The sequence below is a fragment of the Paenibacillus jilunlii genome (genome assembly GCF_900102965.1).
GTDB lineage: Bacteria > Bacillota > Bacilli > Paenibacillales > Paenibacillaceae > Paenibacillus_AQ > Paenibacillus_AQ jilunlii.
On sequence record NZ_FNGM01000001.1, the window covers coordinates 682,181 to 703,844 of the forward strand.

20 protein-coding genes are annotated in these 21,664 nt (G+C 50.9%); 12 read left to right on the forward strand and 8 right to left on the reverse strand.

Annotated elements, in window-relative coordinates; all coding sequences use genetic code 11:
• The first annotated feature begins 7 nt into the window (after window positions 1–7).
• The 3 genes from mmsA (at window position 8) to BLQ82_RS03260 (ending at window position 3,323) form a co-directional block, all read left to right on the forward strand.
• Window positions 8–1,537: a multiple monosaccharide ABC transporter ATP-binding protein gene (gene mmsA, locus BLQ82_RS03250; RefSeq protein ID WP_062524105.1), complete on the forward strand. Its 1,530-nt coding sequence runs from the start codon at window positions 8–10 to the stop codon at window positions 1,535–1,537.
• Between the two features lie 6 nt (window positions 1,538–1,543).
• Window positions 1,544–2,707 (forward strand): multiple monosaccharide ABC transporter permease, encoded by a 1,164-nt coding sequence (mmsB, locus tag BLQ82_RS03255; RefSeq protein ID WP_062524106.1) that lies wholly within the window; start codon window positions 1,544–1,546, stop codon window positions 2,705–2,707.
• 124 nt (window positions 2,708–2,831) lie between these two features.
• Entirely contained in the window at window positions 2,832–3,323 is a 492-nt protein-coding gene (locus BLQ82_RS03260; RefSeq protein ID WP_062524107.1) for a pyridoxamine 5'-phosphate oxidase family protein, read from the forward strand.
• A gap of 95 nt (window positions 3,324–3,418) precedes the next feature.
• Here the strand turns inward: BLQ82_RS03260 and BLQ82_RS03265 are convergent, their stop codons facing one another.
• Window positions 3,419–4,021 (reverse strand): TetR/AcrR family transcriptional regulator, encoded by a 603-nt coding sequence (locus BLQ82_RS03265; RefSeq protein ID WP_062524108.1) that lies wholly within the window; start codon window positions 4,019–4,021, stop codon window positions 3,419–3,421.
• Window positions 4,022–4,238: 217 nt separating this feature from the next.
• Here BLQ82_RS03265 and BLQ82_RS03270 point away from each other — a divergent pair, with 217 nt between their 5' ends.
• Window positions 4,239–5,348 (forward strand): NADH:flavin oxidoreductase, encoded by a 1,110-nt coding sequence (locus tag BLQ82_RS03270; protein WP_062524109.1) that lies wholly within the window; start codon window positions 4,239–4,241, stop codon window positions 5,346–5,348.
• A gap of 77 nt (window positions 5,349–5,425) precedes the next feature.
• On the opposite strand, the gene BLQ82_RS03275 is transcribed toward BLQ82_RS03270, so the two are convergent.
• A complete protein-coding gene (locus tag BLQ82_RS03275; protein WP_062524110.1) occupies window positions 5,426–6,652 on the reverse strand; it encodes an MFS transporter in 1,227 nt (408 codons plus the stop codon).
• A gap of 22 nt (window positions 6,653–6,674) precedes the next feature.
• Window positions 6,675–7,469, reverse strand: coding sequence for a TrmB family transcriptional regulator (locus tag BLQ82_RS03280; RefSeq protein WP_062524111.1), 795 nt, complete (start codon window positions 7,467–7,469; stop codon window positions 6,675–6,677).
• A 333-nt stretch (window positions 7,470–7,802) separates the two neighbouring features.
• On the opposite strand from BLQ82_RS03280, the gene BLQ82_RS03285 reads away from it, so the two are divergent.
• Together BLQ82_RS03285 and BLQ82_RS03290 are read left to right on the forward strand one after the other, a co-directional pair.
• Entirely contained in the window at window positions 7,803–8,471 is a 669-nt protein-coding gene (locus tag BLQ82_RS03285; RefSeq protein WP_062524112.1) for a TraX family protein, read from the forward strand.
• Between the two features lie 91 nt (window positions 8,472–8,562).
• Window positions 8,563–10,080: a copper amine oxidase N-terminal domain-containing protein gene (locus BLQ82_RS03290; RefSeq protein WP_062524113.1), complete on the forward strand. Its 1,518-nt coding sequence runs from the start codon at window positions 8,563–8,565 to the stop codon at window positions 10,078–10,080.
• A 62-nt stretch (window positions 10,081–10,142) separates the two neighbouring features.
• Here the strand turns inward: BLQ82_RS03290 and BLQ82_RS03295 are convergent, their stop codons facing one another.
• A complete protein-coding gene (locus tag BLQ82_RS03295) occupies window positions 10,143–11,570 on the reverse strand; it encodes a metallophosphoesterase (protein ID WP_062524114.1) in 1,428 nt (475 codons plus the stop codon).
• A 266-nt stretch (window positions 11,571–11,836) separates the two neighbouring features.
• Between BLQ82_RS03295 and BLQ82_RS03300 the strand changes: the two genes are divergently transcribed.
• Complete coding sequence (locus tag BLQ82_RS03300; protein WP_208810850.1) at window positions 11,837–12,439, forward strand: nitroreductase family protein; 603 nt, start codon at window positions 11,837–11,839, stop codon at window positions 12,437–12,439.
• A gap of 67 nt (window positions 12,440–12,506) precedes the next feature.
• A complete protein-coding gene (locus tag BLQ82_RS03305; RefSeq protein WP_062524116.1) occupies window positions 12,507–12,701 on the forward strand; it encodes a DUF2188 domain-containing protein in 195 nt (64 codons plus the stop codon).
• A 109-nt stretch (window positions 12,702–12,810) separates the two neighbouring features.
• Here the strand turns inward: BLQ82_RS03305 and BLQ82_RS03310 are convergent, their stop codons facing one another.
• Complete coding sequence (locus BLQ82_RS03310; RefSeq protein WP_062524117.1) at window positions 12,811–14,043, reverse strand: peptidylprolyl isomerase; 1,233 nt, start codon at window positions 14,041–14,043, stop codon at window positions 12,811–12,813.
• A gap of 216 nt (window positions 14,044–14,259) precedes the next feature.
• Window positions 14,260–14,595, reverse strand: coding sequence for a hypothetical protein (locus BLQ82_RS03315; protein ID WP_062524118.1), 336 nt, complete (start codon window positions 14,593–14,595; stop codon window positions 14,260–14,262).
• A 220-nt stretch (window positions 14,596–14,815) separates the two neighbouring features.
• On the opposite strand from BLQ82_RS03315, the gene BLQ82_RS03320 reads away from it, so the two are divergent.
• Window positions 14,816–15,925: a lactonase family protein gene (locus BLQ82_RS03320; RefSeq protein WP_062524119.1), complete on the forward strand. Its 1,110-nt coding sequence runs from the start codon at window positions 14,816–14,818 to the stop codon at window positions 15,923–15,925.
• Window positions 15,926–16,089: 164 nt separating this feature from the next.
• Here the strand turns inward: BLQ82_RS03320 and hfq are convergent, their stop codons facing one another.
• Window positions 16,090–16,311 (reverse strand): RNA chaperone Hfq, encoded by a 222-nt coding sequence (hfq, locus tag BLQ82_RS03325; protein ID WP_025706896.1) that lies wholly within the window; start codon window positions 16,309–16,311, stop codon window positions 16,090–16,092.
• A 21-nt stretch (window positions 16,312–16,332) separates the two neighbouring features.
• Here hfq and BLQ82_RS03330 point away from each other — a divergent pair, with 21 nt between their 5' ends.
• The gene (locus BLQ82_RS03330) at window positions 16,333–17,064 is read left to right on the forward strand and encodes a phosphatase PAP2 family protein (RefSeq protein WP_244280678.1); all 732 of its coding nucleotides are present in this window, start codon (window positions 16,333–16,335) and stop codon (window positions 17,062–17,064) included.
• Window positions 17,065–17,168: 104 nt separating this feature from the next.
• Here the strand turns inward: BLQ82_RS03330 and BLQ82_RS03335 are convergent, their stop codons facing one another.
• Window positions 17,169–17,672 (reverse strand): hypothetical protein, encoded by a 504-nt coding sequence (locus BLQ82_RS03335; RefSeq protein ID WP_062524120.1) that lies wholly within the window; start codon window positions 17,670–17,672, stop codon window positions 17,169–17,171.
• 289 nt (window positions 17,673–17,961) lie between these two features.
• Between BLQ82_RS03335 and BLQ82_RS03340 the strand changes: the two genes are divergently transcribed.
• Complete coding sequence (locus tag BLQ82_RS03340) at window positions 17,962–18,993, forward strand: FUSC family protein (RefSeq protein WP_062524121.1); 1,032 nt, start codon at window positions 17,962–17,964, stop codon at window positions 18,991–18,993.
• Window positions 18,994–19,212: 219 nt separating this feature from the next.
• The gene (helD, locus tag BLQ82_RS03345) at window positions 19,213–21,570 is read left to right on the forward strand and encodes an RNA polymerase recycling motor HelD (protein WP_062524122.1); all 2,358 of its coding nucleotides are present in this window, start codon (window positions 19,213–19,215) and stop codon (window positions 21,568–21,570) included.
• The last annotated feature ends 94 nt before the right edge of the window (window positions 21,571–21,664 follow it).

Here is a 21,664-nt window from a genome sequence, read left to right on the forward strand (position 1 = left end):
GAAGCGAATGAGCGAGATTATTCTGGAAATGAAGGGCATTACCAAAACCTTCCCCGGGGTCAAAGCACTATCGGATGTGAATCTGCAGGTGAAGGCTGGCGAGATTCACGCGCTCTGCGGAGAGAACGGGGCCGGGAAGTCCACCCTCATGAAGGTGCTGAGCGGTGTCTACCCGCATGGAACGTATGAGGGGGATATTTTATTTCAAGGACAGGTCTGCCAGTTCAAAGACATTAAAGATAGTGAAAGCCTCGGGATTGTTATTATTCACCAGGAGCTGGCACTGATCCCTTATCTGTCGATATCGGAGAACATTTTTCTCGGCAACGAACAGGCCCGTCATGGGGTGATCAACTGGAATGAAACGACAGTGAAAACCAAGGAGCTTCTGCAAACCGTCGGCCTGAGCGAATCCCCGTTCACGCAGGTATCGACGATAGGAGTCGGCAAGCAGCAGCTTGTGGAGATCGCTAAGGCGCTGTCCAAAGAAGTGAAGCTGCTCATCCTCGACGAACCGACAGCTGCGCTGAATGAGGATGACAGCGAGAACCTGCTCACGCTGATTTTAGAGCTGAAGCAGCGCGGGATTGCCTCCATTATCATTTCCCACAAACTGAATGAAATCGGGAAGGTAGCGGATTCTGTGACCATTTTACGGGATGGCCAGACGATTCGCACCCTGGACATGAAGCAGGATGAAGTGACCGAGGATGTCATTATCAAAGGCATGGTGGGCCGTGATCTGACCAACCGTTATCCGGAGCGGACGCCGAACCTGGGAGAGACCATCTTTGAAATCCGGGACTGGGAGGTCTACCACCCCACGCAGACTGACCGCAAAATGCTCGACAATATCAATCTTCATATCCGGCGCGGGGAAGTGGTTGGCATAGCCGGGCTGATGGGAGCGGGCCGGACGGAGCTGGCGATGAGTGTGTTCGGCAAATCGTACGGCAGACGGATCAGCGGCCGGCTGTACATGCATGGCACAGAGGTTCATCTGAACGACATTAATAAAGCAATTGACAGCGGACTGGCTTATGTGACCGAGGACCGCAAGCATTACGGATTGATCCTGATTGACGACATCAAACGGAATATTTCACTCAGCAGCCTGAAGAAGCTGTCCCGCCGGGGGGTGATCAATGAGAACGAGGATGTGCTGGTCGCCGAGGAATACCGCAGGAAGCTGAATATCAAGACGCCGAGCATTTTACAGAAAACTGTGAATCTCAGCGGCGGTAACCAGCAAAAGGTCGTCCTCAGCAAATGGATCTACGCCCAGCCGGATATCCTCATTCTCGATGAGCCTACGCGCGGAATCGATGTGGGGGCCAAATATGAAATTTATTCGATTATTAACGGGTTGGCGGCAGAAGGCAAAGGGGTGCTGGTTATCTCATCCGAGCTGCCGGAGATTATCGGGATGTGTGACCGGATTTATACGATGTGCGAAGGCCGCATCAGCGGCGAGGTGGAGCGGCAGGACGCATCGCAGGAGCTGCTCATGAAATATATGACACGAAGCAGGGGGTAACACCACATGGGAGCGATAAGCGAAATTTTCAAAAAGAATATCCGCCAATACGGCATGATCATTGCGTTGATTTTTATCTCGATTTTCTTTCAAATTCTTACAGACGGCATTCTGCTCAAGCCGCTTAATGTAACCAACCTGATCCTGCAGAACAGCTATATTCTGGTGCTGGCCATCGGGATGGTGCTGGTGATCATCACGGGGCATATCGATCTCTCAGTCGGTTCAGTTGCTGCTTTTATCGGGGCGCTGTCAGCGATTATGATGGTGGATATGCAGATGAATCCGGTGCTGGCGGTTATTCTCTCGCTGCTGATGGGCGCGCTGGTTGGAGCCTGGCAGGGCTTCTGGGTGGCCTATATCAAAATCCCCGCCTTCATCGTGACCCTGGCCGGTATGCTGCTGTTCCGCGGGCTGACGATGATCGTGCTGAACGGGCAATCCATCGCGCCTTTCCCCAAAAGCTTTCAAAAGATCAGCTCCGGCTTCATCCCGGATATCTCGGGCGGCAGCTCGCTGAATGTGCTGACATTAATTGTGGGGATTGTGCTGTCCGTACTGGTCGTGTACCAGGAATTCCGCAACCGTAAAATTTCTGTGAAATACGGTTTCGAGCAATCCTCCGTCTGGCTGTCTGTTGCCAAAGCTGCTGCGCTGGTGATTGTCATTAACTTGTTCACAATGGTACTTGCCCAATATAACGGGATTCCGAACATCCTGGTCATCCTGCTGGTGCTGATCGTCATTTATTCCTTTGTCATGAATCATATGACGATGGGGCGGCATATCTATGCTCTGGGCGGCAACGAAAAAGCAGCCAGCCTCTCGGGTGTCAAAACCAAACGCGTCACCTTCTGGGTTTTCGTCAACATGGGTGTGCTTGCTGCGTTGTCCGGTCTGGTGTTCGCGGCACGTCTGAACTCGGCAACTCCCAAAGCAGGCACCAACTTCGAGCTGGATGCCATTGCCGCCTGTTTCATCGGAGGCGCTTCCGCGTCCGGCGGGATTGGCACAGTAGTTGGCGCCATCATCGGCGGTCTGGTCATGGGCGTGATGAACAACGGCATGTCCCTCGTCGGCCTCGGGGTCGATTGGCAGCAGGGCATCAAAGGTCTCGTGCTGCTGCTGGCAGTGGGCTTTGACATTTACAACAAGTCGAAGACGGCGTAGGTGATAAGCTGGAACGTGAAGAGTGAAGATAGCGGTTAGGAGATAGTTTCGCCGATTTGGGTTAATAATAGATACGCATTTGGATATCCTATTCCCATAACCCGGAAGAAACGAGGCGATAAGCATGTCAACTTTGGACAAAAATCATCAGGAAGCTGTCGAGACGGTACGAGAACTTATCAAGGGTATTGATACTGCAATGCTCACAACGATCTCGGAAGAAGGTCTGGTATCCCGTCCCATGAAGACTCAGGAGGTTGAGTTTGACGGAGACCTGTGGTTCATGACGAAGAAGGACACCAGCAAGTTCGGGGAAATTATCCATGATCCAAGGGTTAATGTTGTGTACGCTGACAAATCCTATGTTTCCATCCGCGGAACAGCGAAGATCGTGGAGGATCTGGAGAAGAAGAAAGAATTTTGGAGTGCAGGGTATAACACGTTCCTGAAGACCACCTATGATGACCCGGACGTGATCCTGATTCAGGTTCATGCCGAAGCCGCAGAATATTGGAAGAGCGGTAACCTGGCGGAGATGGCGACTTACATGTTCAAACGAATCACCAATCAGGATACGGAGAAGTCGGATCTTAACAAGACGATTGAATTAGAATAATTATTTTTGAGGAAAAATGCCCTCCGCCGCCGGAATCCTCCAGCGGCAGGAGGGCATCTTTTTGCTGATCTATCATACGGGTAGCGGCAGTGTACTTATTCGGAATAAGAGACTTGCGGATTGAACATGTGGAAGCCGCCCGTGATTAGCGGCATTACCCGCTCTGCCAATTCGGAGGTAGGCTCTAATCTTCCTTCCAGATTCCAGCGGTAGGTTACTCCATATAAGGACCAGCTTAGCAGAGTGGCTGCAGTTGCAAGCGAGTTCGGGTCTGTAGTCGCGTCTGATCTGGAGATCAGCTGAAGGATAAGTTTCTCGAGATGCACCTTGATATTCTCCTCAAGCAAGAGAGCCACAGAATCATATTTTTTGAAACAGCGGTGACTGGTTCCATGATAATTGCATAATGCTACGATAAGCTCCTGGAGAGTCTTCTCTGTCAACGGTCCTTCCGTATCGATTTTATTAAGGACCATATTCGTAAAGGCGTCTAATAAAAAGGCTTCAAACAGCGCATATTTATCCTGAAAATGAGCATAAAAGGTCGCCCGGTTAATGGTGGCGGCCTTGGTAATGTCTCCGACGGTTATGGAGTTGAAGTCTATAATATTCAATTGCCGGACGAAGGCATCCAGAATTAATTGACGCGTCCGGATGACACGCGGGTCGTTTGGGTTGGGGGGAAGTACGCCAGCCATCTTTTAAACACCCCTTTCAGTAAAGATTATAATCCTCTTATTATAAACAGGTAATCAATAGACAACAATTAGTATCTCTTAATGCGACAGTTTTTTTCACTTCTTGCTTAAGCAACAACTCGGGCAGATTGTTGGTTGAAGGGCAGGCTGGTGCTTGTTACTATTGCTTTCATACCCGCTCTGAGAATCATCATTGAACCTATAGGAGGCGTTATACATGACCGAACAACAGGAGCAAATCTACTCCCTGGAGACCTTATTTGAACCGTATACGATTCATCAATTAACTGTACCTAACCGGATTGTAATGTCACCGATGGCGCGTGCTTTTTCACCGGAGGGAGTGCCGGGTGAGGATATGGCAGCTTATTACCGCCGCCGTGCAGAGAATGAGGTGGGGCTTATCATCACCGTAGGGATGATTGACCATCCGGCTGCAACCAGTGATCCGGGACTTCCTAATATCTTTGGAGAAGCCGCTATGAACGGCTGGCGTGAAGTGATCAGACAGGTTCATGAAGCCGGCGGGAGGATTGTACCGCAATTGTCGCATATGGGAATGATTCGTTCCATGGGTTCCCAGCCTTACCCGGATGCTCCATCGATTGGACCCTCGGGACTCGATATGCAGGGGAACAAGATAAGCGAGCCGATGACGGAAGAAGAAATAGCCAAGGTCATTCAGGCCTATGCCGATGCCGCAGTGAATGCACAGCAGGCAGGCTTCGACGGGATAGAGCTTTCCGGCGGCCACGGCTTATTGATTGACCAATTCTTCTGGGAAAAAACCAATCAGCGGACGGACCGTTATGGCGGCGATTTCCTGAAGCGTACCCGGTTTGCAGCCGAGGTTGTCCAGGCTGTCCGCGCTGCAGTCGGCCCGGATTATCCGGTTTCCATACGGTTGTCCCAGTGGAAAATGGGGGATTACACAGCGAAGCTGGTGGATACACCGGAGCAGCTCGAGCAATTCCTGAATGTACTGGTACAAGCAGGGGTGGATATCTTCCACATCTCGACGCGCCGGTTCTGGGACCCGGAATTCGCAGGCTCGGAGCTGGGCCTAGCCGGTTGGGTGAAGAAGCTCACCGGGAAGACAACGATTGCTGTCGGTTCTGTAGGCATGGACAATGATCCCGCGGAAGGAGAGGAAGCGGACCACCAAGGAATGGAGGAACTGCTGAAGCGGCTGGACAACCAAGAGTTTGATTTAATAGCGGTCGGACGCGCGCTCCTGGGTGATCCGGCATGGGCGAAGAAAATCCGGGAGGGCAGGTTGGAGGAGATTCAAGCCTTTACTCCTGATGCGGCGGCAAAACTGTATTGAAGCACAAATAACCCAAACAAGCAGATTAAGGCAGCCGTCCTTGATCTGCTTGTTTGGGTTTAATACGGCACTGGCTATTACCCCTTCTCCGCCGTATACGTATTCTGGGTCCGGAGGACGGGGAAGAGCCAGTACATCCAGATCACAGAGATGACAAGAGTACCGAGCCCGCCAATAACTGTCGCAGGCACGGCACCGACCAGTCCGGCCATCGTACCCGACTCAAATTCGCCCAGCTGGTTCGAGGTGCCGATGAACAGCGAGTTGACGGCGTTGACACGGCCTTGCATCTCCTGCGGCGTGTTGACCTGAACGAGCGTCGAACGGATTACGACACTTACGACGTCGGAAGCGCCGATGAGGAACAACGCGAAGAGCGAGAGCCAGAGGTTGTGGGACACACCGAACAGGATTGTCGCCAAGGCGAACACAACGAGAGCGGCGAATAGTGTCTTACCAATCGCTCTCTCCACCGAATACCGGGTTAAGATCAGCGAGACGACGATCGCCCCTACCGCTGGCGCCGAGCGCAGCAGACCAAGACCGAGTGAACCGGTCTTCAGGATATCCTCGGCGAAGATCGGCAGCAGGGCAGTTGCGCCGCCAAGCAGCACGGCGAACAGGTCGAGCGAAATGGTGCCGAGAATGATTTTTCGGGCAAATACAAACCGCAGCCCGCTGAGGAACGTGTCCATATTGACGGCGTCCAGCTTCTTCACGAAGTGAACAGTCTTGACGAAGAAGATCAGAACAGTCGATACCAGGAGCGCGGCCAGCGACGCAATGTAGGCAGCGGCGGTACCCCAGACTACGAGCACACCTCCGAGAGACGGACCAACAATCATCGCAGTCTGCATCGCCGAGGCAGACCAGGCTGCCGCCTTCGGCAGCTGTTCGCGGTCCACGATGTCCGGCACAAGTGCTGCCGAGGCAGGGCCTTCGAAGGTGCGGCATGCACCCAGAATGGCGGCGGCGGTCAGCAGATGAAGCGAGCCCAGCCAGCCTTGCATACTGCCGAGGACAAGGAGCAGGACCACAACGCTCTCCATAAGCTGACAGAGATAGACAATAGTACGGCGGTCATAGCGGTCCGCGATCTGGCCGGCCGGCAGCGTCAGCAGCAGCATGGGCAGGAATTGTGCCAGGCCGACGAGGCCAAGCTGGAAGGCGCTGTCAGTCAGCGCATACATCTGCCAGCCGATGGCGACAGACAGCATTTGAAAAGCGCTGGTCGAAAATATCCGCGCGATCCACAGTCGCAGGAACGAGCGGTTATGTAGCACGGACGAGCCGTTTGGATTCAATGCAAGTCATCCTCTCTTGATATCAGGTATTCAAGTTCTTCGGGTGCATCTCGGGGTGCTCTTGCCGGATCAGGGCGTAATCCTTCCCGTATCGTTCCTCCAGCTCCCTGGCAAAATCCTTCTCGATCCGCATCATCACCACATCGTGGAAATACGAGGTTTGCAGCACGTTCAGCACCGCCGGGTGGTTGCTCTCCAGCGCTGTTGCCGGTGCGTGTCGGCTGAAGCTGCCGAGGATCACCATATCCTTGTCCAGCAGCATGGAGAAGTTCCGTGATTTATGCGGACCACCGGGCGGCACACTATGTACGATAACGCGCTTTAGCTCCGTCGGCGCTTCACCGATGACCATCAGATGAACGGCGGTTCCCCGACGCTCGGCTGCGAGCAGCGATTCCTCAACCCGGTGCAGGTCCTCTGCCCAGAGATCGACCAGAATCTCCTCCCTGGCATTGGCGGCGAGGCGGCGGATCGCCAGATCCACTTGCTGATCTCCCTTCCAGTTACTGAAGAAGGGCGGCGTATCCGGCAGAGGGGTCAGCTCATTCTCCAGTATGCGGGCAGTGCGTTCGAACTCGGATTGAAGCAGTTTCACCACTTGTCCGATCGGGATCGCCGCGAATCTAACCGGTTCCCCTTCTTCGGCACGGCAGACACCTTTCTCCACCAGGCCGCGGAGTGCGGCATACACGTTGGAGCGTGAAACGGATACCTGCTTAGAGACCTCGTAGCCTGAGGAGGGCGGCTGACCGTGCAGCGCCAGATAGCAGCGGGCTTCGAGATCGGACAAACCGAGTTTCCGTAGGGCTTCAATCATATAGGGCCTCCTTTGTATTCGATAACCTTCCGATAATATAGAAGTATTTTAAAATACTACTCAGCTTCTGGGTAGCTGTCAAGACTGAATTTTCAGAACAGAATGAATTCGAAGCGCATGTAGTAATTTTTAATAGGGACTAATGCACTATTTTTGTACAATTTTGAAGAAAAGCTTACTTCTCTGCTATAATGTTAGCATCATGCTTATGGAGAAGTAATGGTGAGATTGAATTCTTCAGGAGATGAGACATGATTTGGAATCCCATAGCCTTACTCGAATTGAACGACATAAGTGTGAACTGCCAGCCATTCACCCCACTGGAGGCCAGAGATGCAGATTATTGCGATGCTGACCATGCTGATTGATCATATCGGCTATATATTTTTTCCGGGAGAGATGGGTTGGAGGTTTGTGGGGAGAATTGCTTTTCCAATATACTGCTACGCGCTCGTGCAAGGGCATATACATACATCATCGAGGCCGCGTTATTTGCGGAGGCTGCTCTGGATTGCGCTGTTAACACAAATTCCCTATAATCTGGCGCTTGATCCTGGAGGCTGGAATGTCGTTTTTACCTTACTGCTGTCGGCGCTTGTTCTGTTTGTTCTGGATAAGTTGCCCAATCCGTGGTACGGTATTCCTGTAGTGATTCTTGCTTTTATTCTGATGGACCGGTTGCCGCTGGATTACAATGCTTACGGTCTGCTGCTCGTGCTGATTTTCCGTTACGTCCGCTCCTACTGGCTTATTCTGGCCCATTTCCTGCTGAACAGCATCTATCTGTTCTATTATGGCTGGCTGGTGCAAATGCTCAGTATAGTTCCTACCCTTCTGATTGCTGGAGCCCCGGGATTCTGGCGTCTGCTGGAGAACAAACGGCTGCCGCGCTGGATCTGGTGGTCCTTCTATCCCCTGCATTTAGCCGTGCTGGCTTTGGTGAAGATTCTGCTTTTCCAGGAATGGGTAACTATAGACTGGCGGAGTCTGTTTACAATATAATCCTGCAGCGGCTGCAGAAACTTGAACCCTGATCCTCCCTCTTATGAGTTGATGGATATAGAATGCAAAATTTAACAAGAGGAGACATGCTATGAAGAAAATGAAAGCAAGGACCAAGTGGTTGCTTCCGATTCTCGCATTGCTGCTGATTCTGGCAGGCTGCCAGTCGGTTGCAGGATTCGATGTCAACAAGGCGCTCCTGGGGGATCTGGATGTAAAATCTTCTGAATCCAGCACCACCTTGTCGGTGAATGCTGTACCTGCTGCCGGAATTAGCGCAGAAGATCAGAAAATGGTGGATCTGATTAATTCCTTCTCCCTGAACATCAGCCATGTGAAGCTTCAGGACAATGGCAACATTTCCGCATCAGGAGTTGTTGGCTATAAGCAATTATCCATTCCTTTTACATTCTTTATGGATACTACCGCTGTTGTTTTTACCGCAAAAGGTGCGAAACAGCCTTTCTACTACCCGCTTGAAGGGTACGAGGAATCACTTGGCCTTAAAGGGTTTGACCAGAATAAAACTACTGAGCTTTCCAAGCTGCTTACCCAGTTTGTCGTTAAAAATCTGCCGAATCCCGGCGCGATCAGCGTAGCTTCTGTAAGTGAATCTGTATATGGCGAGCAGCTGAGTTTGACTAAGCTACATACGGAGATTACGGGAGAAGAAATGCCGGCATTGGTGAAAAGCTTCCTGAAATCCATTTCCAAGGATACCGAAGGGTTCACGGCATTCATCTCCGGCCTTTATGATTATCTGTATCCGCTGCTGGAAGCCAATGGTATCGGTGCAAATGAGCTCAGCGATCTGGGACTGGGCGATATTCCGCTGGAAAATAAGGAAGGTGTAGTGACTGTAGCGCATGATGCGGCTAAGTTGGCTGTAGATGCACTTCTGCTTGTCTATGACAAACAGCTGGATAATCTCTATTCTTCCACGCCTGAACTGAAAACTGTACTCAGCAAAGATACCAAGCTGAATGTCGATCTGTACGTGGACAACGCGTTCCATATCCGCAAGCAGAATATCGATCTGAATGTCGCATTGCCAGCGAGCGAAGACCTGCCGCTTCAGAGTATTTCTCTCAAGCTGGGAACTCAGACCTGGAATGTGAACGGTCCGGTGACCGCTGATCGGATTTCTACGGAAGGCGCGCTGGATATGTCCTCCGCCGACCTGACTCCGGGAGAAACGCTAAGAAGCTTTGAGCAAGGTTCTGATCTGTACAACCTGCTCAAGAATGATATGGGGATTACCTCCAAATCCTTAGTGATTGCTCCGGATGATGATTACTATTATCCGATTGTCGAAGGTGGCACAACCTATGTGCCGCTGCGGTATCTGGCTGAAGATCTCGATGCGGCAGTGGAATGGGATGCTGCAAACCGCGCCATTAAGGTAACCGATGATGTCTACGGTGACCAGCTGGTGTTCAAAATCGGATCTGACAAGGTTCAGATTAACGGAGCCACAGTGAAGCTTCCGCAGGCGGTGTTCATCGATGAATACGGTGATGCTTATGTGCCGCTTCGTCTGCTGGCAGAGGCGCTTCATGCCAAGGTAGAAACAGATGAGGATGGCTACATTTATATTGACCGTCCTTAAACAAATATAAACAACAAAAGCCGGACTCTCTTGTTAAAAGAGGCTCCGGCTTTTTTGGAAGATCAAGGCTTGGTCAGGTTCATTTCCAAGGAGACATTGCTGAGCGCTTTATCTGCGGCCATGCTCTGGATATAGCCGGACATGAAGCCGCCATCCATCCCCATCCACAGCTTATAGCCCGGCATAGCCCTAATTTCATCCAGTGCACCCGAAGCGGTCCCGGCAAAATAATTCACGTTGAGCTTAGCCATGACTTCTGCCATGGACTGCTTTTCACGCTCGCTGAAGGTGGATTCCTTGAGGCGGGCCATCGCCTTGTTATACGATTGTCCGGCGAATACACTCTCCGCATAAGCTGTAAAGTTTAACAGGTTGGGATCGGTAATGCCATTCGCCTTGGACCAGCCTTCCACATCTACTGAAGTAGAATGGTAGGTAATTGCCCGTGTAACGGGATCGAACGTCATCGCTCCATATTGATGCGGATTAACGGCGAAGGCACTGGTGGCAATATCATAGACCGGAGATTCTCCTGAGCCTGCTGTACCCTCATTTCCGCTTGACGGATCGCGGGCGATATCCTGCATGTGAATGTGTCCGGACAATACCAGATTCAGATTATTCCTGCGCAGCGTCTTCATCGTTTCCTGACTGTTGTTGAGCTTGAAGCCGGCAACAGACATGGAGGTGTGGCTGAGCAGATTATGGTGCATTACCGTAATGATGGAGGCATGTTCCCCGGCAGCGAGCTTTGCGCAATCATCCATCCAGGAGAGGGTAGAAGGGAGAATGCGCCCGTCCGTCTGGGGGAAGCCATAACTTTCATTGTTTGCGTATTGGCTACTGTCGATCATCAGAAGATAGAGCCCCGGGGCTGCATTGACAAGGTAGCTAAGGCTGTCATTATCCCGCGAGAGGGCTTCAGAATAACCGAAGTCGGCATACATTTTGGTGAAATCCTCTGGTGTAATATGCTCTGCCACGATCTGCTTGTCTCCCTTAAACGATCTTGCCCAGGGGTTATTCAAGTCATGATTGCCAGGAATCACATAGACGTCGGTTCCTGCTTCCTCCACGCGCTTTAGCTTCTCTGTGAGCTTCTTATGGCTGCTGGTTTCCCCGTTGTTGGTCAGATCTCCGCTGAGAATCAGGAATTCCGGCTTTTTTTGCTCTGCGTCGTAGACGAGCGCTTCCATTAGTTCATCGCTGTAGGGGAGGATTTTGCCGTCCCCGCCGTTGACATAGGCCTGAAATGCTGCACCGCCATCCTGAAGTTCTTTGTCGAGGTAATGGGTATCTGTTGCCACCCAGAAGGACACCGGTGCCGTTTCTGCTTCCTCCTGTACTACGGTTGACACTGTCTTATCCGGTATTGTCAAATTTGTGTCCCGGCAGCCCGCGAGGATGAACCCTGCGGCCAGAAGCACGGTAATGGTATACATGTTTGTTTTTTGCAAAGAAAAAGAGCCTTTAACGATAGGCTTTCTCATCAATCTCAACCTTCCTTCTGCACTTTTGCTGAACTATTGTAGCCTATTTGGTACAGAATTGTATATCGAAAAGTGAGTAACTGTTTCTTAATCGCCAGATTTGCTTATTGAAAATAGTGGAATGTGAATAAATATCCTCTGAGACAGCGACAATAAAGTGGGTATGGAAACAAGCAAGAGGAAGAAGTTGTGAATGGATATTGTGTTTTTAGAATAAAAGTGTTAAGATTTAAAAAAGTAAGTTACTAAATAAATGGAGGTATTATATTATGTCTAAAAAATTTCTTGAAGCGGTAAAAGACAGACGTTCTATCTATGCCATCAGCAAAGAATCCCCGATTTCCGATGCAGAGATTCAAGAGATTGTTGAAGCTGCGGTCCTACATAGCCCAACTTCATTCAACTCCCAAAGCTCCAGAGCGGTAGTGCTCTTGGGAGATAAGCACGATAAGGTATGGGATATCACGGCAGATACTCTGCGCAAAATTGTACCTACTGAACAATTTGAAGGCACTGCACAGAAGCTGTCTTCGTTCAAAGCCGGCTACGGCACAGTATTGTTCTTCGAGGACCAGGCCGTCGTGAAGCATCTGCAAGAAAACTTTGCCCTGTACGCTGATAATTTCCCGATTTGGTCGAACCAATCCTCCGGCATTCTGCAGTTTGTAGTATGGACTGCTTTTGCTGAAGCAGGTCTTGGTGCTTCGCTGCAGCATTACAACCCGCTCATTGATGATGAAGTGAAAGCAACCTTTGATATTCCGGCTGACTGGAAGCTGATCGCTCAAATGCCTTTCGGTAAAACGGTCACTGCACCGGGTGAAAAAGAATTCCAGCCGATTGAAGAACGCGTAAAAGTGATTAAATAAGCCAAATGTTTAAAACCTCCCTGATCCGGCTAATGATATCTATAGCCCGATTAAGGAGGTTTTTGCGATGCCATGGAACAAAGATGATTATCCGGATTCTCTGAAGAACTTTATGGCTCCAGTGCGGAATAAGGCGATTGAGATCGCCAATGCCCTGTTGGAAGAAGGATATGAAGAGGGCAGGGCAATCTCAATTGCCACGGCACAGGCCAAAGAGTGGGGCGAGAATCATGAGAAGCAGATCCGCAAAAAAAACCATTAGCACCATGGATCGCTATGGTGAATAAACAAAAAGAGGACAGGCGGGGATGACCGCTTGTCCTCTTTGTATAGTTTGTGTTGCAGATTCGAGCTGCAGCAGTGGAAATGTCTTATTTCGTAGCTGGAGCTTCTGTAGCTGCCGGAGCTTCGCTGGCATCAGGTGCTTTGTTTGCATCTGGTGCTGCGCTGGCATCAGCAGAAGGGGATACTTCTGGTTTATCCGTAAGCGTGTTGGTAATCTTCGCCCCAGCGTTCAGCTCCTGCAGCCAAGTGGAAGACATTTCAGATACTTTTTTTGCTTTCAGTGTTTTGGTGATTTCTTCTTTTTTCTCGGCAAGCGTATAGTTGTGGGCATCTTTACGGTCGGTTACTTTGATAACGTGGTAGCCATAGTCCGTCTTGACCGGGCCGCTGGTTTCACCAACCTTGAGTTTGAAGGCAGCGTTGGAGAATTCTGCAACCATATCGCCTTTTTTGAAGAAATTAAGATCTCCGCCTTTATCCTTGGAGCCGGTATCTGCAGATTTCTCTTTCGCCAGTGCGGCAAAATCTGCTCCACCCGCCAATTGTTTTACAATCGCATCCGCTTCAGCTTTGGTTTTTACTAGAATATGGGAAGCACGGACCTCTTCTTCCTGATTGAAGGAAGCCTTGTTCTCTTCGTAGTACTTGGAAATTTCATCTTCCGTTACTTTCACTTTTGGCTCAACCAATTTACGGATTTTAACCTGCATCGGCATTTGCTTCTTCAGGTCATCCAGCGTCATCGAACTTTGCTGCAGCGCATTATTCAGGGCTTCTTCACCGCCGAATTGGGTCTTCAGATCTTCAAGCTCGGCTTGGATGTCGGCATCGGTCACCGTAATGTTGGCTTTTTTGGCCTCCTGGTCTACGAGAGTGGAGGTGATCAGGTTCTGGAGAGTGGCTTCACCGCCGGCTTCAACCAGCTTATCGTAAAGCTGTGCCTTGGTAATATCGGTTCCGTTCACAGAAGCGACAGCTACCTTGCTGTCATCCTTCTTGAAAGGCTGTACGATGAGAACGACGATAAGTGCTGCAGCCAGCACAATCGATGCGATCATCCAGCCCCGTCCGCCTGTGGAAGCCGGAGAGGAAGGAGGGGTGCCGCCGCCAACCTTATTCATTACCGGAACATTGGCAGCGCTGTCAGGTGCGCCGGTCTGCTCAAATACTTCTGGAGCTTTCTGAGCGGTTTCCGGTTCCGGCTCAGGACCCGATGCTGTTCCCTCCAGTGCTCCTTCACGAATATCGGAAGTGTTGTTCTCTTCCGGGGTTCCATTGTTGTCAAGATGTTCATTCTCATTGAAATCTTTTTTGTCCATTAGAATTAATGACTCCCTTCAATATAGGTGTTGCCTGTCTTTCTACAACTTTACCAGAAAACAGGATTCCAAACCTTAAGAAAGTATAAAAAAGCCGATTTACTTTTTAAGTTTCTCTTAAGATACAAGAAAAAGCCGGAGCCGCATGAATAGAACATGCGGCTCCGGCTTTGGGAAGGCTCCATATTTCTCTGCTTCAAGCGGATGTAGATCACCCTAAGAGCTGAGGCTTCTCAGCAGATGACGTATGCCTTCCTGCTTCCGTCTTGGCACACGTACAGTCTTGGCAAACAGGCCCATCTCCCCGAAATAGATACTGTCGTCTTCGATGGAGCTGATCTTGTTCAGATTGACGTAACAGCCCCCGTACACATGATAGTAATTGGGGTTAGATACTAAACGGTTAAGCTGTTCGGCAGTCATTCTCTTTTTTATATTATAGTTTCTGCCGTGAAAAATAACCAAATCATGGTCCCCGACCTTAAAGAACAGAATGTCCGTATCCACCTCGAAGTCCTCATACACATTTCTGGCTTCCAGCAGGCTGCTCATTCATGTTCCCCCTTTAATAAATAGTAAAAACTTGATGTTAGCGCTTTCATTATAACATAACGGTCTGCCCTTGAAAAGCCTCACTTTTAAAATATTTTGTGAAATTTTACTACGCGATTTGTCATAGACGCTGAAAAAATGTAAATTATATAAATGGCCGGTCCGAATTTGGGCTGCTTGAGGCAACGAGACTGAAGACCATTGGAGGAGGACTACCGAGATGAAGAATACAAGACTGCTGCTGTTTACCGGTTCCTACGCTAGCGCTGACGAAAGCGGGGTTCAGGTATTTGAATTCAATGGGGAAGCAGGGGGCACGCTTACCCTTCTGGATAAGGTGCAGGGCATTACTAACCCGACTTTTGTGAATGTAGATGCCGCAGAAGGACGGCTGTATGCCATAGGAGAAAAGGCTAACGGAGAAGGCGGCAAGGAAGGCGAGGTTGTATCTTTTGCGATAGATCCGCAGGATGGCAAGCTCACGGAAATGAACCGCATTTCCACTATGCCTGCCGCAGGCAGCGGCCAAACGACAACCTGCCATATTTCAAGAGATTCCCGCAATGAATTTATTATCGTATGCAGCTATCATGGAGGCCTTGTGGGTCTGGTGTCCTTGGATCAGGAAGGACTGCCGGTACGTCTGGAGGATACCGCTGTACATACGGGTCAGCGAAACCTGCCTGGGCAGGACAAGCCCCACCCGCATTCCGCCATCTTCAGCCCGGACGAGAAATTTCTGTTCGTCTCCGATTTGGGTCTGGATCTGATCCGGACCTATACAATCAACCATGACACGAAGACACTTGAAGCTCTGGGCGACACCATGCTGCATGAGGGAGCGGGACCGCGTCATTTTGTCTTTCATCCGGACGGAAAATCTGCTTATGTAATCAATGAGCTGGACTCCACGGTTACCTCATTCCTGTATGACAGTGCAGCAGGTACACTTCAGACGGCTGCAACCATTTCTACACTGCCTGAGGGCCACACTGCGGCGGGCAACAGCTGTGCGGAAATCGCTTTGTCTGCAGATGGACTCTTTTTGTACGGTTCGAACCGCGGACATGACAGCATTGTGGTTTACGCCGTTGACCCTGCAACCGCCAGACTTACACTGGTGGAGCATGTCTCTACACAAGGTGGGCATCCGCGCCACTTTACCCTCACTCCGGACGGCGCCTATCTGATAGCCGCGAACCGGGATGGCAATAATCTGGTGGTGTTTAGCGTTGACCGCGCCAGCGGGCGGCTCAGCTTCACCGGAAACACCGCCGGGATATCCAGACCGGTGTGTGTCAAACCTGCATATTTTCCGGCAGCCGAATAGTCCCGGAAGAACCCTGCTCTGCGGCAAATACAAGGAAGATGTTTTTTGTAAGATGCGGCGATTCCTTATATTTCAAGCAAAAGGAACACCGGAGCACAACGCTCCGGTGTTCCTTTTGAAAAGGGGCTGTAATTTTAGATTAACGGGAATGCTGAACTGAATGCTTATTTGAGCGAGACAGGCTTCAGCGGTACAACTGTGGAGACAGCTGATTTGAACAGCACATTCTGTCTGCCGTCACCTTGCCCTTGCAATGTGATGGTATACGCGTCATAAGAGGTTACAAGTCCCTGCATCTTAACTCCATTGGTTGTAAAGATCGTCACGGGAACCTTGGTTGAGATGCATTGGTTCAACACACGCTCCTGTAATTTCAGAGTTTCCACTTTGGCAGCACTCCATTTTTTTTGAATTGTCTTCCAGGACATTATACCACGGGTAAGACCTTCTCTGGAAATAGGGTCATCCGGCTTAAAATAGACAAGGGGGTAGTTAAGCTGCAATACCAATACTGGTCAAGAGGTTTTCGGGGGTTTACCGGTTTTTTTCTGGTTTTTGCGGTAATCGCTGTGTTCGTGAAGATGGACCGGATCTCCGGGTTTGACAATTTCATTATTCAAGCCGTGCAGTCAGCAGAATCCCCGGCACTCACTTCCCTGGCCAAGGGATTGTCCCTGGTGGGAGCGTCCAGTCTTGCAATCGGCATTTCATTACTGGCTATGGTGCTGCTGTACTTTGTGCTGAAGCATCGTATCGAGCTGATCCTGTTTCTTGCCGTAGGGGCAGGCTCCCAGCTGCTGAACACGTGGATGAAGCTGTGGTTTCACCGGGAACGCCCGAATATCCACCGCCTTATTGAACAGGCTGGATACAGCTTTCCTAGCGGGCATTCCATGGCGGCGTTTTCGCTGTATGGCATCATTGCGTACCTGCTGTGGCGGCATATGAGAAGGGGGAGTGAGCGGGTGCTGCTAATTCTGTTCACCGTGCTTATGACAGGGGGGATTGGCTGGAGCCGTGTCTATTTGGGGGTACACTACCCAAGTGATGTCATTGGCGGCTATGCGGCCAGCGGAGCCTGGATGATGTTATGTATTGCCTGCTTTGAGGCCTACCGGAGTTGCCGGAAGAGCAATTAGAACCTGTTATAAAAAAGCGGATTCCCGCTCGCATGGGAATCCGCATATCCGCCATATTAATGTCCTTCTTCAGCCTCTTTTAGCGCTGCAGCCGGTGCCTGAATTCAAGAGGTTCTGGCAGGTGTTTCAGTGTTGGACTTCTGAAAATCATTCATGCGGCTGATGCCCAGCTTCAGAAGTGCCGGCAGTCCGGCTTTTAGCTGATCTGCTTCACTCTGGGTCAGTCGGCCATCTTTGATGGAGGTCTCAAGCTTCATGACAGCTGCTTCGCTCAGCTTTTGGATGTATTGCTCTTCGGTCCAGCCTTTCTTCTCTTTGGCCAGCGCATACAAGGTTGTACCTGATCTCAGGCTGCGGATCAGCTCATGACGGTCGATCTCCAGCAGCTTGGACGTTTCATTGATAATGAAATGTCCGCCTCCGGCCCGGAAGCCTTTATCGATGCCCGGGGGATGGGGATGACGATGGTTCTGTTCACCCCGGACTGCTGAACCGGGAGCAGCAGTGGGTGTACTTCCGGCAGCATTCTCCGCAAAGGCGGCAGCCGGTGCCAGGCAGAGCAGAAGCGCTGCAGCGAAGGCTGTAATTCTTTTGACATTGTTGCTCATGATTCACCTCGTACTTGAATTTGTGGGGACTGCTGTATCCAGTATTCCCCGAAAGCTGAAAGAATCCTGAAAGCCGGCTTAAGCCATACTAAAATTCGCCAGCCCGCTTCCTGGGTAATAATGTCTGTACCTTTTTAGAAATGAACCAAACCGCGTCAGGCTATACATATTTGCACGAAGTAATATCGGAGAAGTCACGCTCACAAAACTTAAGTGTATGCTTCCGAAGCGAGTTTTGTACGAAGTAAATCAATGAAGTTATGCTCACAAAACTTTAGGAGGGATGGATTTGGCTTTTGGCGCCCGTATACTCAAAACCGGCTTGGCCGTAACACTTGCACTTTATCTATCCGCTCTGTTTCAATTTTCCTCTCCTGTAGGCGCAGCGATTGCGGCAATATTTGCGATGCAGCCCTCCATATACAGATCCTGGCGGTACTTTCTGGATCAGATTCAGACGAGTACCATAGGTGCGGTACTGGCGCTGCTGGGCGGAATGCTGCTGTCCAATGAGCCGATTGCCGTCGGGCTGGTATGTATTCTGGTGATTATGATCAGTATGAAAATGAAACGGGCCGATACGATCGGGTTAACCCTGGTCACCGTAATTTCGGTTATGGAAGCCTCAGGGCAATGGGAGTTTGCGTTAACCCGCTTTTTACTGACGCTGACCGGTATTGTCGCTGCTTTTATTATCAATATTGCTGTATTTCCTCCGCAGCCGCGGAAGCAGTATATCCAGCAGATAGAAAATGTATTCGGCAGCCTGTCGCTGCTGCTGCGGACGGCTGTGTCACATGAAATGAAGGAGAGCGTCTTCCGCGACGAAAAAAATGCGCTGGAGGGCTCCATCCGGTCGCTTGCCGATAAGTACGTTTTGTTCGAGGAAGAGCAGAAACAGCTCCGCCGGGCCAAATACAGCCAGACCCGGCAGATGGTGGTCTATAAGAACCTGCTGGCTTCGCTGCAAAAAGGGTTTGAAGTGCTGGAGGCGGTGGACCGGCATTACTTCCAGGCGGAGCGCACCGGGAAGACCGATGAGCTGTTTGACCGTCATCTGGAGCAATTGATCAAATACCACGAGACTATTCTGCTCAAGTTCGAAGATAAGCTGAAACCGGGAGCAAATGATATTGATCCGCTTGCGGAAGATAACGACCGCTTTCTCCAAGCGGCAATCAACGGCTACGATACAGAGAAGTCCGGCCAGCTGCGTCTCTCCGTAGTGGCGGCTGCGATCTATGACTATGGATACCAGCTGGAGCGGCTGGATAAGGTTGCGGACCAGATTAACCGGCTTACTGCCGATGAGAAGGAATAATCAGAATCCTGTTTTTGAGGTGCACAACGTTGACTGTCAAGCATGTATTGGCGCATACTTTATAGCATATAGCATGGAAGGGCAATGTTTGGTAATAGCAAAAGATCCGGCCCCTGAAGGGACCGGATCATTATGTATCAATGGATAAAGAGACGTGAAAAAGGATGCTGTACTTGACATAGGCAAGGATAATCAACCTTCCGAAGGGGATGAATTGCAATGGAGAAACATGATAGTGAGTGGGAAGAAGAGCAGAAACGGGTAAACGGAATTACAAAGCTGCTGTCGGCCCATATCAGGCGGCTATCCGAAGAGCTTGGTCTTCATCGCAGTGATGTTGTGGATATGCGCAAAGACTTCTGGGAAGAGGTTACAGTGAACTTCAGCAGTCCGGATGACCTGGGGGAAACCTCGACAAGTCTGCGGCAGCAGGCACAAATTCTGAATGAACGCGAGCGCCATCATCTGCAGTCAAGCAAAGCGCTCAAAAAATATAGAAAGCTTGTCGTATCGCCTTATTTTGGACGGATTGATTTTAAGGAGACAGCGGATGCGGAGGCAGAACGGATATATCTGGGTATCGGCTCGCTGATGGAGGATAACGGCTCGTTCCTGATTTACGACTGGCGCGCCCCGATCTCAAGTCTGTATTATGACGGGGCTCCGGGACCGGCAGCCTATGAAACACCGGGCGGGCTTGTCTCCGGGACAATGGAGCTGAAACGCCAATTCGTAATCGACAACGGTACGATTGAGGTCATGTTCGACACCGGCGTCACCATTGGCGACGAACTGCTTCAGCAGGTGCTCAGCCACAGCGCGGACGACCGGATGAAAAGCATTGTAGCAACGATCCAGAAGGAGCAGAATGCCATTATCCGCAATGACCGGAGCCGGATGCTCGTCGTGCAGGGCGCTGCAGGCAGCGGGAAAACCTCAGCCGCGCTGCAGCGCGTGGCTTATCTGCTCTATAAATACCGCGAGGTGCTGCAGGCGGATCAAATGCTGCTGTTCTCGCCGAATCCGCTTTTTAACAGCTATGTATCTACTGTACTGCCGGAGCTGGGTGAAGAAAATATGCAGCAGACTACGTTCCAGATGTATCTTGAGCACCGTCTGGGCCAGGAATTTGAGCTGGAGGATGTCTTCAGCCAGACAGAAAGCCTGCTGAATGCCCCGGAAGGGCCTGAAGCGGCTACACGGAGAGCGGGAATTACCTACAAGTCCTCCGTAGCTTTTCTGGACGTGATCCGGCGTTACGTCAATCTTCTGGAGCATGAGGGGATGCTGTTTAAACCGCTTGTGTTCCAAGGCCGGGCAGTCGTCAGTAAAGAAGAGATGCAGCAAAAATTCTACAGCTTTGATCCCAGTATTAAACTGGCGAACCGGATCGATCTGATGACAGGCTGGCTGCTCAAAAAAATCGCTGCATTCAGTGTGGAGGAACGGGAATCAAAGTGGGTAGAGGATCAGATGGAACTGCTGGATTCCAGTGACTACCAACGGGCATACAATATGCTCCGCCGCAAGGGCGGGGGGCAGAATGACAGCTTTGATGACTTTGATATGGAGAAAACGGTGCTGGCCCGGTACATTGTCAGCCAGCGTCTGAAGCCGCTGCGCGGCTGGACCAAACGGGGCAGGTTCGTGGATGTGAAGGGGCTGTACGGTCTGCTTTTTGCTGACCGCGAGTTAATGGAGCGCCTGGGTAACGGCCGGGAGCTGCCGGATGCCTGGGACTCGATCTGCCGCCAGACGGTGGCGTCCTTGAGCCGGAACGAGCTTGCCTATGAAGATGCCACACCTTTTCTGTATTTGAAGGAGCTGAGCCAGGGCTTCCGGACCAATACGCAAATCCGTCATGTCATCGTCGATGAGGTGCAGGATTATTCCCCGTTCCAGCTTGAATTCATGCGCCGCCTGTTTCCCCGGGCCAAAATGACGGTGCTTGGCGATCTCAATCAGGCGATTTATGCCCAGGGCGAGGTGCTTGGTGATCTGGGCGGGCTGGTCAGCATCTACGGCAAGGAGAATACGGAGGTCATCTCGCTGACCCGCAGCTACCGCTCCACCTATGAGATTGTTGAATTTACGCGTGCAATGATTCCCGGCGGGGAAAAGATTGTCCCCTTCAACCGGCGGGGAGAATCACCGCTGCTGACGGTTGTGGACAACGAGGAGGGGCTGCTTGGTTCCATTGAGCAGGATGTGCTGAATCTGCACTCCATGGGCTATCATTACGTGGCGGTCATCTGCAAAACGGCAGAGGAGAGTGCACGCGTCCATGCCGAGCTGCAGAGCAGGCTTCCGGTCAGGCTGGTTACGAAGGATACGCCCAATTTCCAAAAAGGGACGCTGGTGCTTCCCGCATATTTGGCCAAAGGGGTGGAATTTGATGCCGTCATCATATATGACGGCTCCGAAGCTAAATATGGCCGGGAAAGTGAACGCAAGCTGTTCTATACCGCGTGCACCAGGGCTATGCATTTGCTGCATATTTACAGTCTGGGCCAGCCTAATCATTTCCTGCCCGCCGAAGTCCGCGAGTCGGTGGCTGCCGGAGTGATGCAGCACTAAGACAGCCTGAATGGAATATTTTGATAGACAAAGACCGCCTCCGGCAATGGGGACGGTTTTTTGGTTGTTGCTGTACATGAAGGGTAACGAATGC